The sequence below is a fragment of the Actinocatenispora sera genome (assembly GCF_018324685.1).
GTDB lineage: Bacteria > Actinomycetota > Actinomycetes > Mycobacteriales > Micromonosporaceae > Actinocatenispora > Actinocatenispora sera.
In genome coordinates this window covers 3,911,859-3,927,330 of record NZ_AP023354.1, presented here as the reverse complement: position 1 = coordinate 3,927,330, position 15,472 = coordinate 3,911,859, and the positions used below count along the sequence as shown (strand labels likewise).

The window sequence follows — 15,472 nt, the reverse complement described above, 5'->3', positions numbered from 1 at the left end:
CCCCCTACTTGGTGTCGCGGTGGACGGGACGAGACAGGAACGCCGGCGGATCCCCAGCCGTATCCAGCGCATCGGCCAGGGCCTTGAACAACGCCCACGCCTCCGGCACGGTCAGCGGAAGCCGACGATGCCGAGCCCCGATCGCGATCCACGCCGACTCGTCGGTCATCCGCACCGTCACCGCCGTCGACTTGTCCGACCCGGGGACCCGGATCCGGAACAGCCGCGCCCCGTCGTTGTCTGCCGGTACCGCACTCATCACGCCGCCTCCGTCCCGTCCGAGCCGTCCGCTGCCGGCAGGTTGCGCAGCTTGGCCAGCAGCGAGTCCGGCACCACCGGCGTCACATCGGCCGGCGGGCACTCCTCCAGGTCGACCACTTCCACCGGCTCCGGCCGCTTGGCCTCGTCCGCCTGGCCCTCGTTGCGGTTGCCAGCCATGGGGGCAGCCGGGATGTCTTCGACGTCGTTGGCGTCGGTGGTGATCGGTGCGTACTCGGCGGCCATGTCGCGGATCTGGTCGTCATCGACGTAGGCGGCACGCACCCGGAACGGGTTCTTCTCGAACTCCGACAGCGCGTAGCCCATGCCCGGCGCCGTCAACGGGATCTGATCGGCCAGCGCACCGAGGTCACGCATCCCGTCGCCCAACACCATGTCCACCTGCGACGGGGTGTCGAGCCCGAGGGCGATGCGGTAGGTGAACAGCCCGCGCATCGGGATGATGTCCTTCGACGGCTCCTGCACGCACCCGAGCACCACCCAGCCGACCGCCGCGCCCTTGGTCAGCAGCCGCCCCAACGCGTACTCAGCCCGGCGCCGCACATCCATCGGCGCGTACGCGGTCAGCGTCGCCAACTCGTCCACGATCACCAGATGCAGCGGGTGGGTCATCGACGGGGTGAACTTGCGGACATTGCCCGCCAGCTCCAACGCCACGCAGTCCATATGATCGGCTTCCGCTTCCAGCAGCGCGACCATGGCTTCGGCCCGGTCCGCCTCATACCGGGTGAACAACGGGCGCCCGATGGACAGCTCCATGCCGCCCTTCGGGTCGATCCCGGTCACCTTCACCAGCCCGGCCCGGATCGCCGGCGCCAGGTAGCGCAGCACCGACCAGATCAGCGAGCCCTTACCCGACCGGGACCGGCCCGCCACCAGCACATGCCGGGCCAGCAGCGGGATCGTCCAGCCGGTCCCGTCCTCGCGCATGCCGACCGGGACGGCCGCCAGGTCCACCGGCACCATCCCGGATTCGTCGGCTTGCGGGATCGGCAGCGCTGGCACCGTGGAGATCAGGATGTCCGTGTGCTGGAACTCCACCCACGCCTCACCCGGGCTACCCGGCACTTCCCACACCCTGCACGCCAACGCCCGCGCTGCGTTCGCCAACTCCCCCGTCTTGGCCCGGAGGGCGTCGACCGTCATCCCGACCGGCACGTCCACCAGCAGCCGATCGGCCGCCGGCAGCACCTCCACCTTGCGGATGCCGGGGATGACCTCCCCGTCGTGATCCCGCACGGTCAGCTTGCACCGGGTCATCCACCGATCCCAGCGACGCCCGTACCGGATCCAGCGACGCTGCCACCGCAGGATGCGGGGCGTGACCCGCTGCTTGAACGAGACGGGCCAGGCGATGCGCCACACCACGCCGGCCACGACCGGGGCCAGGACCACACCGGCCAGCGCCCACCGGCCACCCACCAGCCCGGCCGTGCCCAGCGTGGCCACCACACCGGTCGTGCGGGGGTGCTGGACCGCGAGCTTGATCACCCGGTACGCCCCGACGCCCACCGCTACCGGGATCTGCACCACCAGCGGCATCGCGTCCCACAACCGCTGGCCCATCGACTCCCGGTAGACCTGCGTGGCCACCATCCGCTTAGCCATGACCCCCAACCCCTCCGATAACCGTCCGTGACCGCGTTTGGGCATGAAGAAGGCCGCCCGCATGCTGTGTGCGTGACGGGCGGCCCTCGCCCTACCTTCCCTGACTTGCCGCGACGCCTACTGGCCGGCGGACAGCTTGCGCGCCAAGTGATCCAGGTTCTCCGACAACCGGGTCAACCAGCTAAACGACTGCTGCGCCGGACGGTCCAAGAACTCATCCTCAGCCACCGACAACTTCCGCTGCACCGACGCCACCTCGTCCGCCGCCGACCGCACCGACGCCGCCCACGAGCGAACCAGCGCCAAGCCCTCACCGTTGCCCACCTTGCCCTGCAACGCCGTCCGGACCTGCGCCAACGCCTCGTCTGCCATTGCTGCTCTCCTCACCTGTTGCCGGACATTCCGTTGACCTGCCGGATGAGCTGGCCGACTCATCGCCGGCCGACTCACCCCCGAGCGGCCCGCCGGACGACGAGCGAACCCCGTCCGGCCACTCGACCGCCGTACCGCCACCACGCCCCGCTGCGGCAGCCCGTAGCGCATCGACGCCACGGTCTTGCCGGTCCGGTAGGTCGCCCGCATCCACGCCCGTACCGGCACCGAGGCCATCACCGTTTCCCGTACCTGCCACCGAGCCCGTTGCGACGCCGCCACCGCCTGCCGGAGCGGCCGAGACAACTGCATCGCCGCCGCCCTTCACCGGTTCGCGTTCAGATGCCGCCGCACCTGCGCCAGCCACGCCGACATCTCGTCCATCGGCCGCTGCGCCTCCGCCACCCACCGCGACAACCGGTCATCGCCCAGACCACCCAGCGAACGCGACAGGCGCGCCAACGCCACCTGCACGTCCCCGCACGCATCCGCCCAACCGGCCACCAGCTCATCGGCCGCCGCAGCCGAGTCACGCCGCGCCATCACCAGCCACCCCGCTCCCGCGCCGCCAGCACCCGCACGAACTGCCTCGCCGTCACCGACACCACACGCAGCCGCTCACCCGCAACGGACATCGCGTCCACGTCCCGAGCCGCCACCGCACCCCGCAACGCCCGCAACTCCGCGTCCGCCAGCTCCACCACCGCCGCCAGGTCATCCCAATCCAGAGCCATCACCGACCACCGCCGGAGCCCGACGCATCCCGGTCCCGAGCAGCCAACCGACGACGGAAGGCCCTGATCTCGGCGCGCTCGTGTGCGTCAAACGACGCCTTCACCGCGTGCGCGACCCCGACGACGACAGCCACTACCACTGCGATCAGCGCCACGAGTAACCCGGCCTGCGCAATCTCGCGGATCATGCGACACGGCCCCCTTCCGGGATCGACAGCCGCGCCAGTCGGGCCGTTTCATCCAGCACCGACCGCGCGTCCTCGATCGCCCGTAGAGCCAGCGGGTAGTCCTGATCCGCGATCGCCGTGGAGATCCGCCGGAACGCGCACGGGATGTCGAACACCCCGGCCGACACCAACGCCACATGCCGCCCGCGAAACGAGTCCTCGCCGTTCACGCCGCACCGTCCACGTCCGCGAACAGCTCCGGCTGAATCACCGCCGGCACCGGCACCGTGGATGTGTTGCTACGGCCGCGAATCCGCCGCTTGCCCGGGGCCGGCACGTGGTAGGTCATCGTGGGCAACCACTGCCCGCGGCCCAGCACCGGCAGCACGTCCGAGCGCCGCGATACCAGCTCGAACAGCTCTACCCGATCCACGTGCCGGAACCGGGCCACCGTCCGCGCCAGTGCCGCCGCAGCACCGGCAATCTCGATCAACGCTGCCACCCGCTGCGCATCCGACCCACCCGTCAGGTACGCATCCCGGATCGCGTCGATCCCCGGCGCCGCCAACGCAGCCGCCTCATGCTTTCTGGTCACCGCCCGCTCCCTCCGCATCCACCCGTGGTCGACGCAGGCCGGGCCGGGAACATGCCGCAGCCCGGCCCACGTCACGAATCAGGCCGCCTTGTCCGAACGAGCCGCCTTGCCGCCAGCCACAGCCGGGCGGTAGCCCTCCGCGCGGAAGATGTAGCCCAGGTACTTGAACTCGCCCTGACCCATCACCCGCGGCTCCGCCGTCAGGCCCTCCAGCTCGATGAGCCGCATGTCGGTACCCGGCACCAGCTCGGGCGTCTCCGGCACCGGCTGCACCGCCGCGACGAACAGCAGCGCGAACGACGCCCGCTTGGCGTTGGTCTCCGACGGGTCCGTCACGTTCGCCTTCCACTGAAGAAGGCCCGTCGCCTCGTCGCGCTTCTGCACCTTCGGCGCGTTCTTGTTCGGGTTGTACTCGTAGTCCGGCACCACCGGGCCGGACTGCATCAGGCCCTTCGGGAAGGCGACCTCAAACGGAGTCCCGAACCGCGTACCACGTCCCAGCACAACAACCACTCCTCTACTCGATGCCCCATTGGCCGCTCTCGACCGGGCTACTTTGTGACTAGCTTGGCTAGTCGTGCGCCGAGATCAGCATGACTCGCTTGGCTCGCCATGTCAACCATGTCGGGCAGATTTAGCCATCCTGGCTAGTCAGCCCGTACCCTGTGGCAATGACGCAGACGGATGCGCTGTCCGATCTGGACCCGGACGACCCCCGGTCGCCGGCACAGCAGATCGCGAACGCGCTACGAGCAGCGATCCTGACCGGCCGGTTCCCGCCCGGCAACAAGCTCCCCTCACAGAACGACCTCGCGGCCCGGTACAACGTCGCCCGTGAGACCGTCAAGCGCGCCCTGGCGCAGCTGCACGCCGAGCACCTCACGGTCAGCCGGCAGGGCAGCGGCGTGTTCGTACGGCAGCGAACCGAGCGGGCAGTCGGACTCCGGCCCCACATCGAAGCCGCGTTCGACCGGGCGCACGTGTCGATCGACTTCGCCGGATTCTCCGGCGAGACGCTGGCCGGTGCGATCACCGAACCGCTGGACAAGGTCCGCGCCGGACGCCTCACCCCGCAGTCCATCGCGATCCGACTGCTACTGACCGACGTCAGCCGACCCACGACGCTGCCGTCCAACGCCGAGACCGGCCAGGACGACCCCGCCGTACGAGCCCGCGCCGACCGGATCATCCGCCGGTCGGTCGAGAGCATCGCCGAGCCCGTGCGCGAACTTGCCGCGATGGGGCTGGTGCCCAGCGCCCGCGTCGAGGTCCGCACCCACGACATGCCACCCTCGTTCAAGCTCTACGTCATCAACCACGCCGAAGCGTTCTTCGGCCTGTACTCGGTGATCGACAACCGAGTCAGCATCGACGGCACCCCGACCGTCATCCGCGACGTGCTCGGCAAGGACTCGACCCTGTTCCACTTCGCCGACACCGACGGAGACACCTCGATCTCCCGCGAGTTCATCGAGCAGGCACAACAGTGGTTCGACACCCGCTGGGACACCATCGCCCAGGACTACCCGCTATGACCCCCGCACAGGTCCTCGCCTCTGCCAGCCTGATCTTGCTCGACTTCGACGGGCCGACCGCCCACCTGTTCGCCGGCGCATCCGCCCGCACCGTCGCCGATCGACTCGCCGCCCAACTCGCCGCCGCCGGCGTCCCGCTACCCGACGACGCCGACCAGTACGGACCACCCGAACTCGGCGCCGAACTCATCCGCCAGCACCGCGACCAGGCCGACACCATCGAAGCCCTCGTCAGTGCCGCCGAGACCGAAGCCGCCCGCACCGCCGAGCCGACCCCCGGATGTCGAGACATGCTCGATGCCGCCCAACGCACCGGCCGCCCCGTCGTCATTGTCAGCAACAACTCAGCCGCCGCCGTCTGCGCCTACCTCGACAAACACCACCTCACCGACTACATCGCCGAGGTCATCGGCCGGCCCCACGCCGCACCTGAACTCATGAAGCCCAACCCGTGGCCCGTGCACGAGGCAGCACGACGTCACCACGTCCCGGCCGCGGACTGCGTACTGATCGGCGACTCAGCCACCGACATCGAGGCAGCGCAGGCCGCGGGAGCAGCCAGCATCGGCTACGTGAATAAGCCTGGCAAAGCCGAATGTCTCAACAACGCCGGTGCGACGGTCACGATTGCCGACATGCATGACCTCGCCGACGCGATCCACAGGATCCACGATCCTAGCCGCGGAGCCTGACCGTGTTCGAGCCCATCGCTGTAAGCACCCATGTCCTTGCGGGCATCAGCGCCCGCTGGCCAGAACTCGCCGAGCCCTGGTCGATGTCGGTAGCTGGGGAGCTGCACGAGCTGTGCGTCCGGTACAACGCAGAACCGATCGCCGTACTCCCGGCCCGATTCGGCCTCGTCGTCAAAGCGAACACCCCGGATGGCCAGATCGTCCTACGATCCAGCCCCGACCCGAACGGCCGCCATCAAGGCGCCATTAGCGTTGCACTTGCGCAGATCGGGGTATCGCCTCAGGTCCACGAGGTCAGCACCACCGATCACGGCACATGGACAGTCATGGACATGATCGAGCCCGGAACACCACTCGGCGACCAGAACGTTCTTCCAGAGCCCGAGCAAGTCGCTGCGATGCTCGGCCCTCTCATAGGTCAGCCAGCGCCCACGTCGGACTTACCGAACCTCGTCGACTGGCTCCGCGACCGACTCACCGACGATCGCCTCCGAGACCTCGCGCCCGGGTGTCAGGTTGCTTCCACAAAAGAACGCCGCGCCGCCCTGGCGGATCTAGACACACTGGCCCTCAACCACGTGCCTGGACTGTGCCACGCTGATGCTTCACCCTGGAACGTCCTCGCCGGCAAACACGAGCGCCTCTACCTCATTGACCCCCGGGGTATCAGTGGCGAAGTTTCCTATGATGCTGCGATCATCGCACTTAAGGCAGCACCACACCGCCCCGTGAAACTCACTGCAAAGGCGATTAGCACTACTCTCAACATTGATGCACGACGGGTGCTGGCGTGGGCATCCATTGCCGCAATTGCTCGCGTCTAGCCAGCGCAATTCAAAGCCTTTGCACCAGAACGGCCAAACCCGAAAGAATCATCCCCGCGCCGAGCAAATAGATTGCCAATGCGACATGTTGAAATTTACGTCGAGCGACACAGCTGTTCGCCCAGATCTGTTCGACCACTTGTTCAGCAACCAAGTTATCCTTGGCTGACAGCCTCACGAAGCGGCGGATGTAAAGCTCCTTGTCCGAGCCGTAACGGCGCGCAATATGATCAAAATAGATCATTGAGTCGGGTTCGCCGAGAGATCGCAACCTTGGAGCCAGCGTACGTAAGCTAATAACGGCGCTCGCACCAATGCATACGATCGCAAGAGAAAGAACAATGGCATGAATGGCGTGAATTGCATCGTGATGAAAGTCCGAAGCCCGCGGGATCGATCGGACAAGAATTCCCCCCAACACGCTGCTCCCGGCAAGAGTTGCCGCAGCCTTCGTGTCTGCGAATCGAATCCATTCGTTGACCTGCCCGAGTGGTCGCCAAGCATCGTCAGCCTTCACAATATCCGATGATCTGCGCCGATTGCGCCACCGGGATCAGTCTTTCGGTCAAGATTACCCACGAAACGCCTGAGTGCCCGTCATACAGACGATCGACGCAGCAGAGCATGGTTTCCTCCTAAGATCCGAGAATCCGGTGAGCGGAGGGGCCATGACTGCGGTTGACCTGGATGATTTCCTGGCCGATATCGACAAGAGTGTTTCGGTTGAACTCGGGACAAACCCTGATGTTATAGACAGTGGACACTCGCTCGATGTCGAGAAGCTTCCCATCGAGGCCAGAACCTGGCATCGACTCACCGATGCAGTGGCAGTGGTGGCAGACATGCGCAACTCCACGCAGCTTGGAGTAAACAAATACCCGCAGTCCACGGCGAGCATTTATCAAGCATCGACAGGCAACATTGCACAGGTCTTCGACAAGTTTGATGCCGACTTCGTTGCGATACAAGGCGATGGCGCTTTCGGGTTGTTTTGGGGCGACCACAGATACGCGCGAGCTATTTGCGCGGGTATCACCATCAAGACATTCAGTTATCGATATCTCGTACCGCGATTGGAGAAGCGATGGCCCGACCTTCCTGAGACCGGTCTGAAGGTCGGCCTTGCAGCGAGTCCCCTATTGGTCAAGCGAGTCGGTGTGCCACGCACCAAACATCAAGAGCCAGTCTGGGCCGGGAAAGCCGTCAACTACGCAGCAAAGGCGGCACAGCAGGCCGACCGGCATCAGATGATTGTGGCAGGAAGTATATGGGACTGGGCGAATAAGAGCGACTACTTGGCCGCAACCTGCGGCTGCGATGGCGCCCCTAGCACCTCGATCTGGGAAGACGTGACAATCGCGAAAATTCCCGACGACGATGGCGAGCGCGAAGGTAAGCTTCTCAAATCGTATTGGTGCGTGGTTCATGGAAACGAATTCTGCAACGCAGTCCTTGCGGGCAAGCGCACGCGTGCGGACGTAACGAAGCTTCATCAAGAGGCAATTAAGGCCGAATACGCCAAGGCGCTACGCGTTAACGCAGCCCGCCAACGCGAGGAACATCGGGCTCGCATCAATGGCATGCGCCAGTGACCTCTCCCTGGAGTCGGTTACAATGTCTTGACTCAGGTGATGGTTGACGGATCTGTGTCAAGTGATGGTTGACGCTGGGTCTAGGAAATTTGGGGGACCGCCCGCGGCCGGTCGGCTTTGATGTTACGGACCGGTTGGGTGGTGGTGCGCCGCACGATCTTGGTGTCGCCGTCGTCGAGGTCGATGGCCAGAGTCGTGTCGGACACCGCGATGGTGAGCGTCTGGTGGCGGTGGGCGCGGCCCAGGGCGATCTTCTGCCCGCAGACCATGACCACCCCGGTGTTGGAGGCCCGTCGTTGGACCCGGACCGGTTCCAGCGAGGGGCGTGGTGGTGGTCCTGCTTTCCGCGCTGCGCGTAGCCGGCCGACCTCGGCGGTGGTCAGCGGGTTGGGTCGGGTGCGCAGCAGTTCGCGGGTGTCGAGATCGAACATCATCAGCGTGGTGGGTTCGATGCGGATCCCGACCCGCCGCCCGGCGAGGATCTCGGCGGCCAGCACGATGTGTTGTCCCAGCGAGACGGTGCCGGCGGCGCTGACGGTGCGATCGACCTCGATCGCGTCGGTGTGGTCGGGTGCCGGCAAGGGTGGTGGCCCGGCGGGCACCGCGCCCGCCCGGACCAGGCGGGCCAGGTCGTTGACCGTCAGGTGCGATCGCAGCGACTTGATACGGCCGCCCGCGGCGCTCAGGTGGATCACGTCGGTGTCTGCCCAGAAACTGACCGTGATCCCGGCGCGGGCCGGTCCGAGCCAGAACTGTTTGCCGGCGACCATCAGGTTGCCTGACGGCGGCACCACCCGGTCGAAAGCGATCGGCCCACCGGTCCAGCCCGCTGCCGGCTCGTCTGCCGCTGTGACAGCCGCGCCCGTGGACTGCCCGCAGGCCGCAGATGCCGGTGCCGGACAGGCGGCGACCGCCGGCGGCAGCCACAGGTCAATCAGCGTCCGCTGCTGGTTCTCGACCGGGACGAACCGCTCGGCGGGAGTGACCGGCAGCGTGTCGTCCAACGCCTGATGGGGCCGGTCGGTGTTGTAGTCGGCCACCCACGCATCCACCGCCGCCTGCGCCTGCGCCACGCTGGTGAACGCCTCAGCCTGGTCCAGAAAGTCCGGTCGGAACGTGCCGTGGAAACGTTCCACCTTCCCGTTCTGGTTGGGCGAGGCCGGCTGAGTGAGCCGATGCGTGATGCCGTTCTTGCGGCAGATCTTGTCGAACAACACCTCCCCGCCCTTACCGAACCGGTCGGTGAACTGCTTTCCGTTGTCGCTCAACACCTCTTCGGGCACCCCGAACCGGGCCAGGGCCTGCGCGAACGCCAGACACACCGCCCGGCTGGTGGCCCGTTCCACCACCGCCGCCATCACACAAAACCGGGAATGATCATCGACGCCGGTGACCACCTTCGCCTCCCGACGCGCACCGGTGGCCGGGTTGATCAGCCAGATCCCACCAACGATGTCGACACCCCACAACTGCATCGGCCCAGGCCGCTGCCACCGCACATACGAGTCACGAGGACGCTTCCGCGGCCGAGGCCGCACCAAACCCTGCCGCGTCAGGATCCGGTTGATCGTGGCCGTCGACGGCACCACCACATCCTCCAGCGGGCGACGCAACAGCTGCATCCGGATCCGCTTGGCACCCCACCGCGGATGCGCCCGACGCATCTCCGCCACTACCACCTCAACATCGGGCCCGACCCGATGCGGACACGACACCGGCCGATGAGACCGATCCGCCAACCCGCTCACGCCCTCGGCCAGATACCGGCCCACCCAGACATGCACCGTCTGCCGCGACACACCCACCGAGGCCGCGATCTCCGTGACCGCAGCGCCCGCCAACACCGCCCGCACCGCGTCCAACCGCCGCTCAACAACCGACAACGCAACCAGCGCCAACCCCGGCCTCCCTGACTCGATGACGCCCGCGGAGCGCCGCCGAACAGGACCACCGAACACGACCCGATGTCAACCATCAGCCGATACACGACTGTCAACCATCACCCGAGACAGGACATGGAGTCGGTTACAAGGATTGCCGAATTAGTCTCTACTGGATCAAGGCGCCGCTGGCGCGGCGCAGGCGCCGGGCACGGTCCGGGAAGGGCCGCCCGCCTACGGCCTCCGGCCTCGGCGGGCGGTAGGCCGGCCCGCGCCCGGCGCCGCCGTCGACGAGCACCGCCAGGACCAGGGCGAGCTGTTGGGCACGGCCTTACGCTCGCCTCTGCGTGGTCACCGTTTCGCCGTGCTTGCGGGCGAGCGCTGCCGCGATGGCCCAGGACCGGGGCCATCTTGCCCCCGAGTCAGCTGGGCACGAGCCGTGGCCGCAAGCGCTGCCTGCCGAAAGGCACTGCCTCAGCTCGCCGTGGTCGGGCCGACCCGATGGAAGCGCCCCGCGTCCTGCCGGTACACGCAGCTCATGCCCGCCGAGGTCACCAGATCCACCAGGTCATCCGAGGGACGAGCAGGTAGCAGCACGGCCAGCGCGGCGCCCGGCACCGGCACGTGGCGGCGGTAGTCGAGCAGCTGTCCGATCGCCATGCGGATGCTCTCCCGCGCGATCGAGCCCTTCGCCTCGTAGATCTCGCTAACGGTGGCGTCAAACAGGTCCGTACGGAGCGCGGCGACCTGTCCAGGCAGCGTCAGCTTCCACTGCATGACCTGGTGGCCCTGAGCCTCCAACCACGCCCGGTACTGCTCGGTGAGCTCAGCCTCACGCCTGCGCGCCTTGCCACCCGGAGTTGCCTTGCGATCTGACTCCACCGCCACCACGCGTTCCACAGCCACCAGCTCGGCACGCGGACCGGCCTCCACGACGTCGCGACGGCTGGCATCCGACTCGCGATACTCGACCGCCCCCACCGGACGCAGCCGGAACACCCAAACCGATCGGGTCTCGCCCAACGCATCCGGCGCATCTTCCTGAGCACACGGCGAGTCATGGTCCACTTCGAACTCGCCCACGTAGCGATGCAACTTGCCGCCGCGCTGCTTGCCCGAGGCCGCAATGAACAACCGCAGCGCCCGACCCTGCTTGCGATGCTCCAACAGCGACAGGTTCCCCTGCTGGAGCTGCTGGTCACCCTCGCTGCCCTCGCCGGTATACAGGAACACGTCGCCGCCCGGCGCCCACCCATCGACGTAGCCGAACTTGCCTGCCTCCGCCGGATCCGCGTACAGAAACACGTTCGGTGTGCGCGTCGATGGCTCAATCCCCCGCTGAGTGCCACCGCCCCACCGGGCAGCCCGATCGCCTCGCGTCAACACCGCACCCGGATCAAGATCGAACAACTCGTCCACGCCGACACGCTAGCCACCCGCTGCGACATCACCCGACAAGCACGCCTCCGGCGGGGGCGCTCAGGCTCCGGGATGGACGGGGACCCGAGCGAGTACGGGTCGTGGGTGGCGGTCCATCCCGCCCGCCGACGGCCCAGGCGATGCCGTAGCAGACCTGTCCTGTCTGGCGAAGGTCGTACGTCCGGTCGGGCGCTCCACCTTCACCAGACAGGACAGCCCCGCTACCCCGGAGGGTGGGCCGACGGCAGACGGGATGGACAAGATCTCGGGGGTTCCTGGGGGCTCTGGGGGTTCGCTGGGGGCTCTGACGACGACCGACGACGACCATTCATGACCAGAGTCGACCAGCGTTGTCGCGGGTCAACGCCATGATCAGCGCCGGGAGCTGGGGTGGGGTGGACGAGTCGGCCGGTACGCCGGGGACTGTCACGAGATTGCCTCTGACCAGGCAAAACACCCGAGCAACACGGCCCCGGGGGTCGCGTGGGGGTTACTCGTCTCCGCCCAGCACACTGTCGATCGCGCGACGCGCCCTGTCCTCGCTCGACGGCATCAGGTGCGTGTACACCCGCAGCGTGAAGCCGGGATCGTGGTGCCCGAGGTAGCTCGACAGGCTCTTGATGTTCTCCCCCGCGTCCAGCAGCGCCGAGGCGTAGAAGTGCCGCAGCGCGTGGACACCGGTCGCGCGCGACCGTTCGATGCCCGCCAGGGCCAAGGCGGGATGCCACATCTTGCTGTCGAACGTCGACCGGTTGAGCGCACCGTTCCGGGTCGTCGTCAACAGCAGGTCCACCGTGGTCGGCTTCCCGGTCAGCGGGTTCTCCCACGGCAGCGTGATCGAGGTCGGGCCGAACCGACCACCGTCGATGTGGTCCTCGATTCGGCGCGCGATCATGCTAGGAAGCGGCACGTGCCGGTCGCGATCGTTCTTGGGCAGGCCGAAGACCAACCGCGAGCGGACCCGCTTGACCTGCCTCCGCACATGGATCACTCCGGCGTCCAGGTCCACATCATCGGGAGACAAGCCGAAGATCTCGCCCTGACGCAGGCCGCAACCGGCGCCGAGGTCCACCACCAGTCGGTACCGCTCAGGGACCGCCCGGCGGATCGCGGCCACCTGTTCGCGAGTCCAAGGAACGACGCGCCGTTCAGTGGGCCGCGGTTGCCGCACAGAGCGCGCTGTGCATGGGTTCTTGACGATCTTCTCGTCATCGACAGCCGCGCCGAGGATGGCGCGTAGGTGAGCAAACACGACCGAGCGCGTGGACGCCGACAACACGTCGTACAGCGAGCGGTCCCAATCCCGGATCAATCCAGGGTTGATCTTGCTCAGCGGACGATCCCCAAGCATCGGATAGAGGTGCTTGCGAACGCGGTACTCGACCGATTCGCGGGTCGACTCATCGAACGTCTGTCCGCGCATCCACTGCTCCGCGTAGTCGCGGAACAAGACCTTGCCGGCGGTGGGATCGACGTAGGTCCCTCGCCGCTTCTCGGACTCAACGGTGATGAGGAACGCCTCAGCATCGCCCTTCTGCTTGTCCGCGAAGGACTTGCTCCGCCGCTCCCCCGCGGGGGTCAGGTAGCGAACGCGGTACCGATCCCCCTTGCCGTACCTCTCCGTCCGCTCCATCACCGGCTTGCCGCGGCCGTTGACGACCACCTTGCCGAACTCGTCTTGCGTCGGTCGGTACCAACGATCCTCGATGTGCGCCACGTCCCGCCGCCCTACGCCACGTCGCTCGAACTGAGCCACGCCCGAACGGCTACCGGGTCGTAGCGAAGGTGTTTGCCGCAGCGACGAGCCGGCGGGCCAGTGCGCTTCTTGCGCCAGGTCCGCAGCGTCTCGACCGGCACCCGGAGGTACGCCGCCACGTCGTCAATCGTCCAAGCAGGTTCGAGCCGAACCGCGTCCTTCGTGGACACAGCGATCCTCCCCAGATCCTTATGCCGCAACGGTTTGCGTTGCCAAAAGCTGCTGCTGTGCCTGTTGTTTCGCCGCGTCGAGTTGTGCCCGCCAGGCTTGCCGTTCGGCGATCTTGCGCAGGAAATGCACATGCGGCGGAGGCACGTCCGGGTCGTCCCGGGACGCCAACTCGTACTCGAACGGCGGAGGGTCGCCGGCCGCCTGGTCGTGCTCGCCGATCGTGGTTTCCCCGGTTGCCGAAAGCGCGAGGAGAGCTTTGACCCAGGCTTTGCGGTCGGCCCGGTGATCGGACAGGGTCTTGTTCGACCACTGCCGGGAGACCAGCACCCGCCGCCCGGTGAACCCGAGGGTGCGCCGCTGATGCACCTTGCCCTTGCACCGTCCCGGCCGCGCCGTAGCCTTCGCGTTCTTGGGCTGCACCCCGTACAGCAGCCAGTTCGCACAGGTCGGAGAGCACGGCAGGGTTTGCAGCTCGGCCGCCAGGCGGGCGAGGTGGTCTTCCTGCGCCCGCGACCCCGGAGCCACCGCGTCGGTGATGTCCTTCGCGATGTACTTGGTGATGTAGCGGATGGTCTTCTCGGCGCTCTCCGAGCCGCCCCGCACCCCGGCAAGGTGCACGCTGCCGAGCCGCACCACGTGCGCAGGTTCCGCGTCCGGGTCCTCATCCAAGGCGTCCAGCGCCTCATCCCAGGTCGGCAGCGCCGCCGAGGTTTCCGGGTCCCGGTAGGTCTTGGCGTCCGGGTCCCACACCGGCACTGCCCCGTCCGGGTCGTACACGATCTTGTCGTGGGCGGGCCACCACACCTGGTGGTAGGTCGCCGCCGCCACCTGCCGCACCAGTGCCCGCGGGAGTGCTCCCCGGACGGCGAAGTGCCCGTGTGGGGCCAGCCGCTTTTGCATCTCGACCGACCCGGCGTACTGGACGTTCCACCCGACCGCGCGGCGGAGGTTCTGCCAGAACCGGTCGAGCACCTTCGCGAAGTGGATCGCGTCCAGCGCCGCGGCCCGGTAGTCGTAGCTGTCCGGGTCCACCGGGGTCCCGACCCTGGGGTCGTGGGGGCTGTGCAGCTCCCCGCACTCGCACACCTCCACCGCGCCGCGACGCCGGTAGGCGGAGTGGATCGGCCCGTAGCTGCCGAGCGTCAAGGTCAGGAACACCGAGTCCCGGTGCTCCCGGCCGTCGGTGCCGATGTGTGGGTGCGGGATGGTCCGGTTGGCGACGGGCAGGCGAGGAAGGTCCGGCGCGTCCTGCCGCCGTTTCGTGGACCGCTTCCGCGACGGGGCCGACTCGTCCGGATCGGTCCCGTCCTTCCGGCCGCCGGGCAGGACCGAGCCGCGCACACCGGCCGCGGTGATCTGCTCATCCACCCGGTCAATCTCCGCGTCCAGCTCGCGCACCTGGTCCCACTCGGCCGCCATCACCACCGACGTGCGGGCGAACTCCAGGACAGCCCGGTACTCCACCAAATCCCGCTGTTCATCGGTCGGGGCATCCGGGGTGGTGACCGGCTCTTCGGTAAGGTGCCAGCCTTCCCGGATCTGCTGCATGCGCAGCCTGCGGTTGGCTTCCGCGCACGGCTCACACTTCGCCGCCGACGTAGCCCCGCAGGGCACCGGCACCAGCTCGGTTTCCCCGGTCGCGGTGTTGGTACGGCGAAGCCACACCGGTTTGACGCACACCCCGAACTTCTTCGCCAGCTCAACCGCTACATCCTTCGCGATCGGCTGCAGCATCCGAGCTGCCCGCGACCCCGGACGCGGTTGGTCGTCCTGCCCGAGACCGGGCAGCATCATCGTGTCCACGGTGGTGGTCATCGGCCGATCACCACCGGACGGCCGTTAGCGCGG

The 15,472-nt window shown here is 67.3% G+C and carries 19 protein-coding genes; 4 read left to right on the top strand and 15 right to left on the bottom strand.

Annotated features, from left to right (window positions below; genetic code table 11):
- Nucleotides 1-4: 4 nt before the first annotated feature.
- The 9 genes from Asera_RS18740 to Asera_RS18700 all read right to left on the bottom strand — a co-directional run bounded on the left by Asera_RS18740 (nt 5) and on the right by Asera_RS18700 (nt 4,199).
- Nucleotides 5-259 (bottom strand): hypothetical protein, encoded by a 255-nt coding sequence (locus Asera_RS18740; protein WP_051802640.1) that lies wholly within the window; start codon nt 257-259, stop codon nt 5-7.
- Nucleotides 259-1,887, bottom strand: coding sequence for a P-loop NTPase family protein (locus tag Asera_RS18735; protein ID WP_157035008.1), 1,629 nt, complete (start codon nt 1,885-1,887; stop codon nt 259-261). The genes Asera_RS18740 and Asera_RS18735 overlap by 1 nt, the downstream gene beginning before the upstream one ends.
- Before the next feature lie 117 nt (nt 1,888-2,004).
- On the bottom strand, nt 2,005-2,259 hold the full coding sequence (locus Asera_RS18730) for a hypothetical protein (RefSeq protein WP_030447955.1): 255 nt from the start codon (nt 2,257-2,259) through the stop codon (nt 2,005-2,007).
- Between the two features lie 324 nt (nt 2,260-2,583).
- A complete protein-coding gene (locus Asera_RS18725) occupies nt 2,584-2,802 on the bottom strand; it encodes a hypothetical protein (RefSeq protein WP_157035007.1) in 219 nt (72 codons plus the stop codon).
- The gene (locus Asera_RS18720) at nt 2,802-2,993 is read right to left on the bottom strand and encodes a hypothetical protein (protein WP_030447953.1); all 192 of its coding nucleotides are present in this window, start codon (nt 2,991-2,993) and stop codon (nt 2,802-2,804) included. The genes Asera_RS18725 and Asera_RS18720 overlap by 1 nt, the downstream gene beginning before the upstream one ends.
- Complete coding sequence (locus Asera_RS18715) at nt 2,993-3,181, bottom strand: hypothetical protein (protein WP_030447952.1); 189 nt, start codon at nt 3,179-3,181, stop codon at nt 2,993-2,995. The genes Asera_RS18720 and Asera_RS18715 overlap by 1 nt, the downstream gene beginning before the upstream one ends.
- Nucleotides 3,178-3,390, bottom strand: coding sequence for a hypothetical protein (locus tag Asera_RS18710; RefSeq protein ID WP_212804644.1), 213 nt, complete (start codon nt 3,388-3,390; stop codon nt 3,178-3,180). Before Asera_RS18710 ends, Asera_RS18715 begins: the two co-directional genes overlap by 4 nt.
- Nucleotides 3,387-3,755 carry a hypothetical protein gene (locus tag Asera_RS18705; RefSeq protein ID WP_212804642.1) on the bottom strand — a complete coding sequence of 123 codons (369 nt, stop codon included), beginning with the start codon at nt 3,753-3,755 and terminating at the stop codon, nt 3,387-3,389. The genes Asera_RS18710 and Asera_RS18705 overlap by 4 nt, the downstream gene beginning before the upstream one ends.
- Before the next feature lie 78 nt (nt 3,756-3,833).
- Entirely contained in the window at nt 3,834-4,199 is a 366-nt protein-coding gene (locus tag Asera_RS18700) for a hypothetical protein (protein WP_212804640.1), read from the bottom strand.
- A gap of 227 nt (nt 4,200-4,426) precedes the next feature.
- Here Asera_RS18700 and Asera_RS18695 point away from each other — a divergent pair, with 227 nt between their 5' ends.
- The 3 genes from Asera_RS18695 to Asera_RS18685 are packed head-to-tail and all read left to right on the top strand — an operon-like array spanning nt 4,427 to nt 6,806.
- Nucleotides 4,427-5,290, top strand: a complete 864-nt coding sequence (locus Asera_RS18695; protein WP_030447949.1) for a winged helix-turn-helix domain-containing protein — start codon at nt 4,427-4,429, stop codon at nt 5,288-5,290.
- On the top strand, nt 5,242-5,982 hold the full coding sequence (locus Asera_RS18690; protein WP_212804638.1) for an HAD family hydrolase: 741 nt from the start codon (nt 5,242-5,244) through the stop codon (nt 5,980-5,982). Before Asera_RS18695 ends, Asera_RS18690 begins: the two co-directional genes overlap by 49 nt.
- A 2-nt stretch (nt 5,983-5,984) precedes the next feature.
- Nucleotides 5,985-6,806: a phosphotransferase gene (locus Asera_RS18685; RefSeq protein WP_084132220.1), complete on the top strand. Its 822-nt coding sequence runs from the start codon at nt 5,985-5,987 to the stop codon at nt 6,804-6,806.
- A 10-nt stretch (nt 6,807-6,816) separates the two neighbouring features.
- On the opposite strand, the gene Asera_RS18680 is transcribed toward Asera_RS18685, so the two are convergent.
- Nucleotides 6,817-7,323, bottom strand: a complete 507-nt coding sequence (locus Asera_RS18680) for a Pycsar system effector family protein (protein ID WP_157035006.1) — start codon at nt 7,321-7,323, stop codon at nt 6,817-6,819.
- A gap of 151 nt (nt 7,324-7,474) precedes the next feature.
- Here Asera_RS18680 and Asera_RS18675 point away from each other — a divergent pair, with 151 nt between their 5' ends.
- Nucleotides 7,475-8,398, top strand: coding sequence for a hypothetical protein (locus tag Asera_RS18675; RefSeq protein WP_157035005.1), 924 nt, complete (start codon nt 7,475-7,477; stop codon nt 8,396-8,398).
- Nucleotides 8,399-8,478: 80 nt separating this feature from the next.
- Here the strand turns inward: Asera_RS18675 and Asera_RS18670 are convergent, their stop codons facing one another.
- The 5 genes from Asera_RS18670 to Asera_RS18650 all read right to left on the bottom strand — a co-directional run bounded on the left by Asera_RS18670 (nt 8,479) and on the right by Asera_RS18650 (nt 15,439).
- A complete protein-coding gene (locus Asera_RS18670; protein WP_280529734.1) occupies nt 8,479-10,356 on the bottom strand; it encodes an IS481 family transposase in 1,878 nt (625 codons plus the stop codon).
- A 396-nt stretch (nt 10,357-10,752) separates the two neighbouring features.
- Entirely contained in the window at nt 10,753-11,697 is a 945-nt protein-coding gene (locus Asera_RS18665) for an SRA domain-containing endonuclease (RefSeq protein WP_157035004.1), read from the bottom strand.
- A gap of 490 nt (nt 11,698-12,187) precedes the next feature.
- On the bottom strand, nt 12,188-13,414 hold the full coding sequence (locus Asera_RS18660) for a tyrosine-type recombinase/integrase (protein ID WP_030447960.1): 1,227 nt from the start codon (nt 13,412-13,414) through the stop codon (nt 12,188-12,190).
- 11 nt (nt 13,415-13,425) lie between these two features.
- On the bottom strand, nt 13,426-13,755 hold the full coding sequence (locus Asera_RS34010) for a helix-turn-helix domain-containing protein (RefSeq protein ID WP_157035010.1): 330 nt from the start codon (nt 13,753-13,755) through the stop codon (nt 13,426-13,428).
- Nucleotides 13,643-15,439 carry a replication initiator gene (locus tag Asera_RS18650; protein ID WP_051802641.1) on the bottom strand — a complete coding sequence of 599 codons (1,797 nt, stop codon included), beginning with the start codon at nt 15,437-15,439 and terminating at the stop codon, nt 13,643-13,645. The genes Asera_RS34010 and Asera_RS18650 overlap by 113 nt, the downstream gene beginning before the upstream one ends.
- Nucleotides 15,440-15,472: the final 33 nt, after the last annotated feature.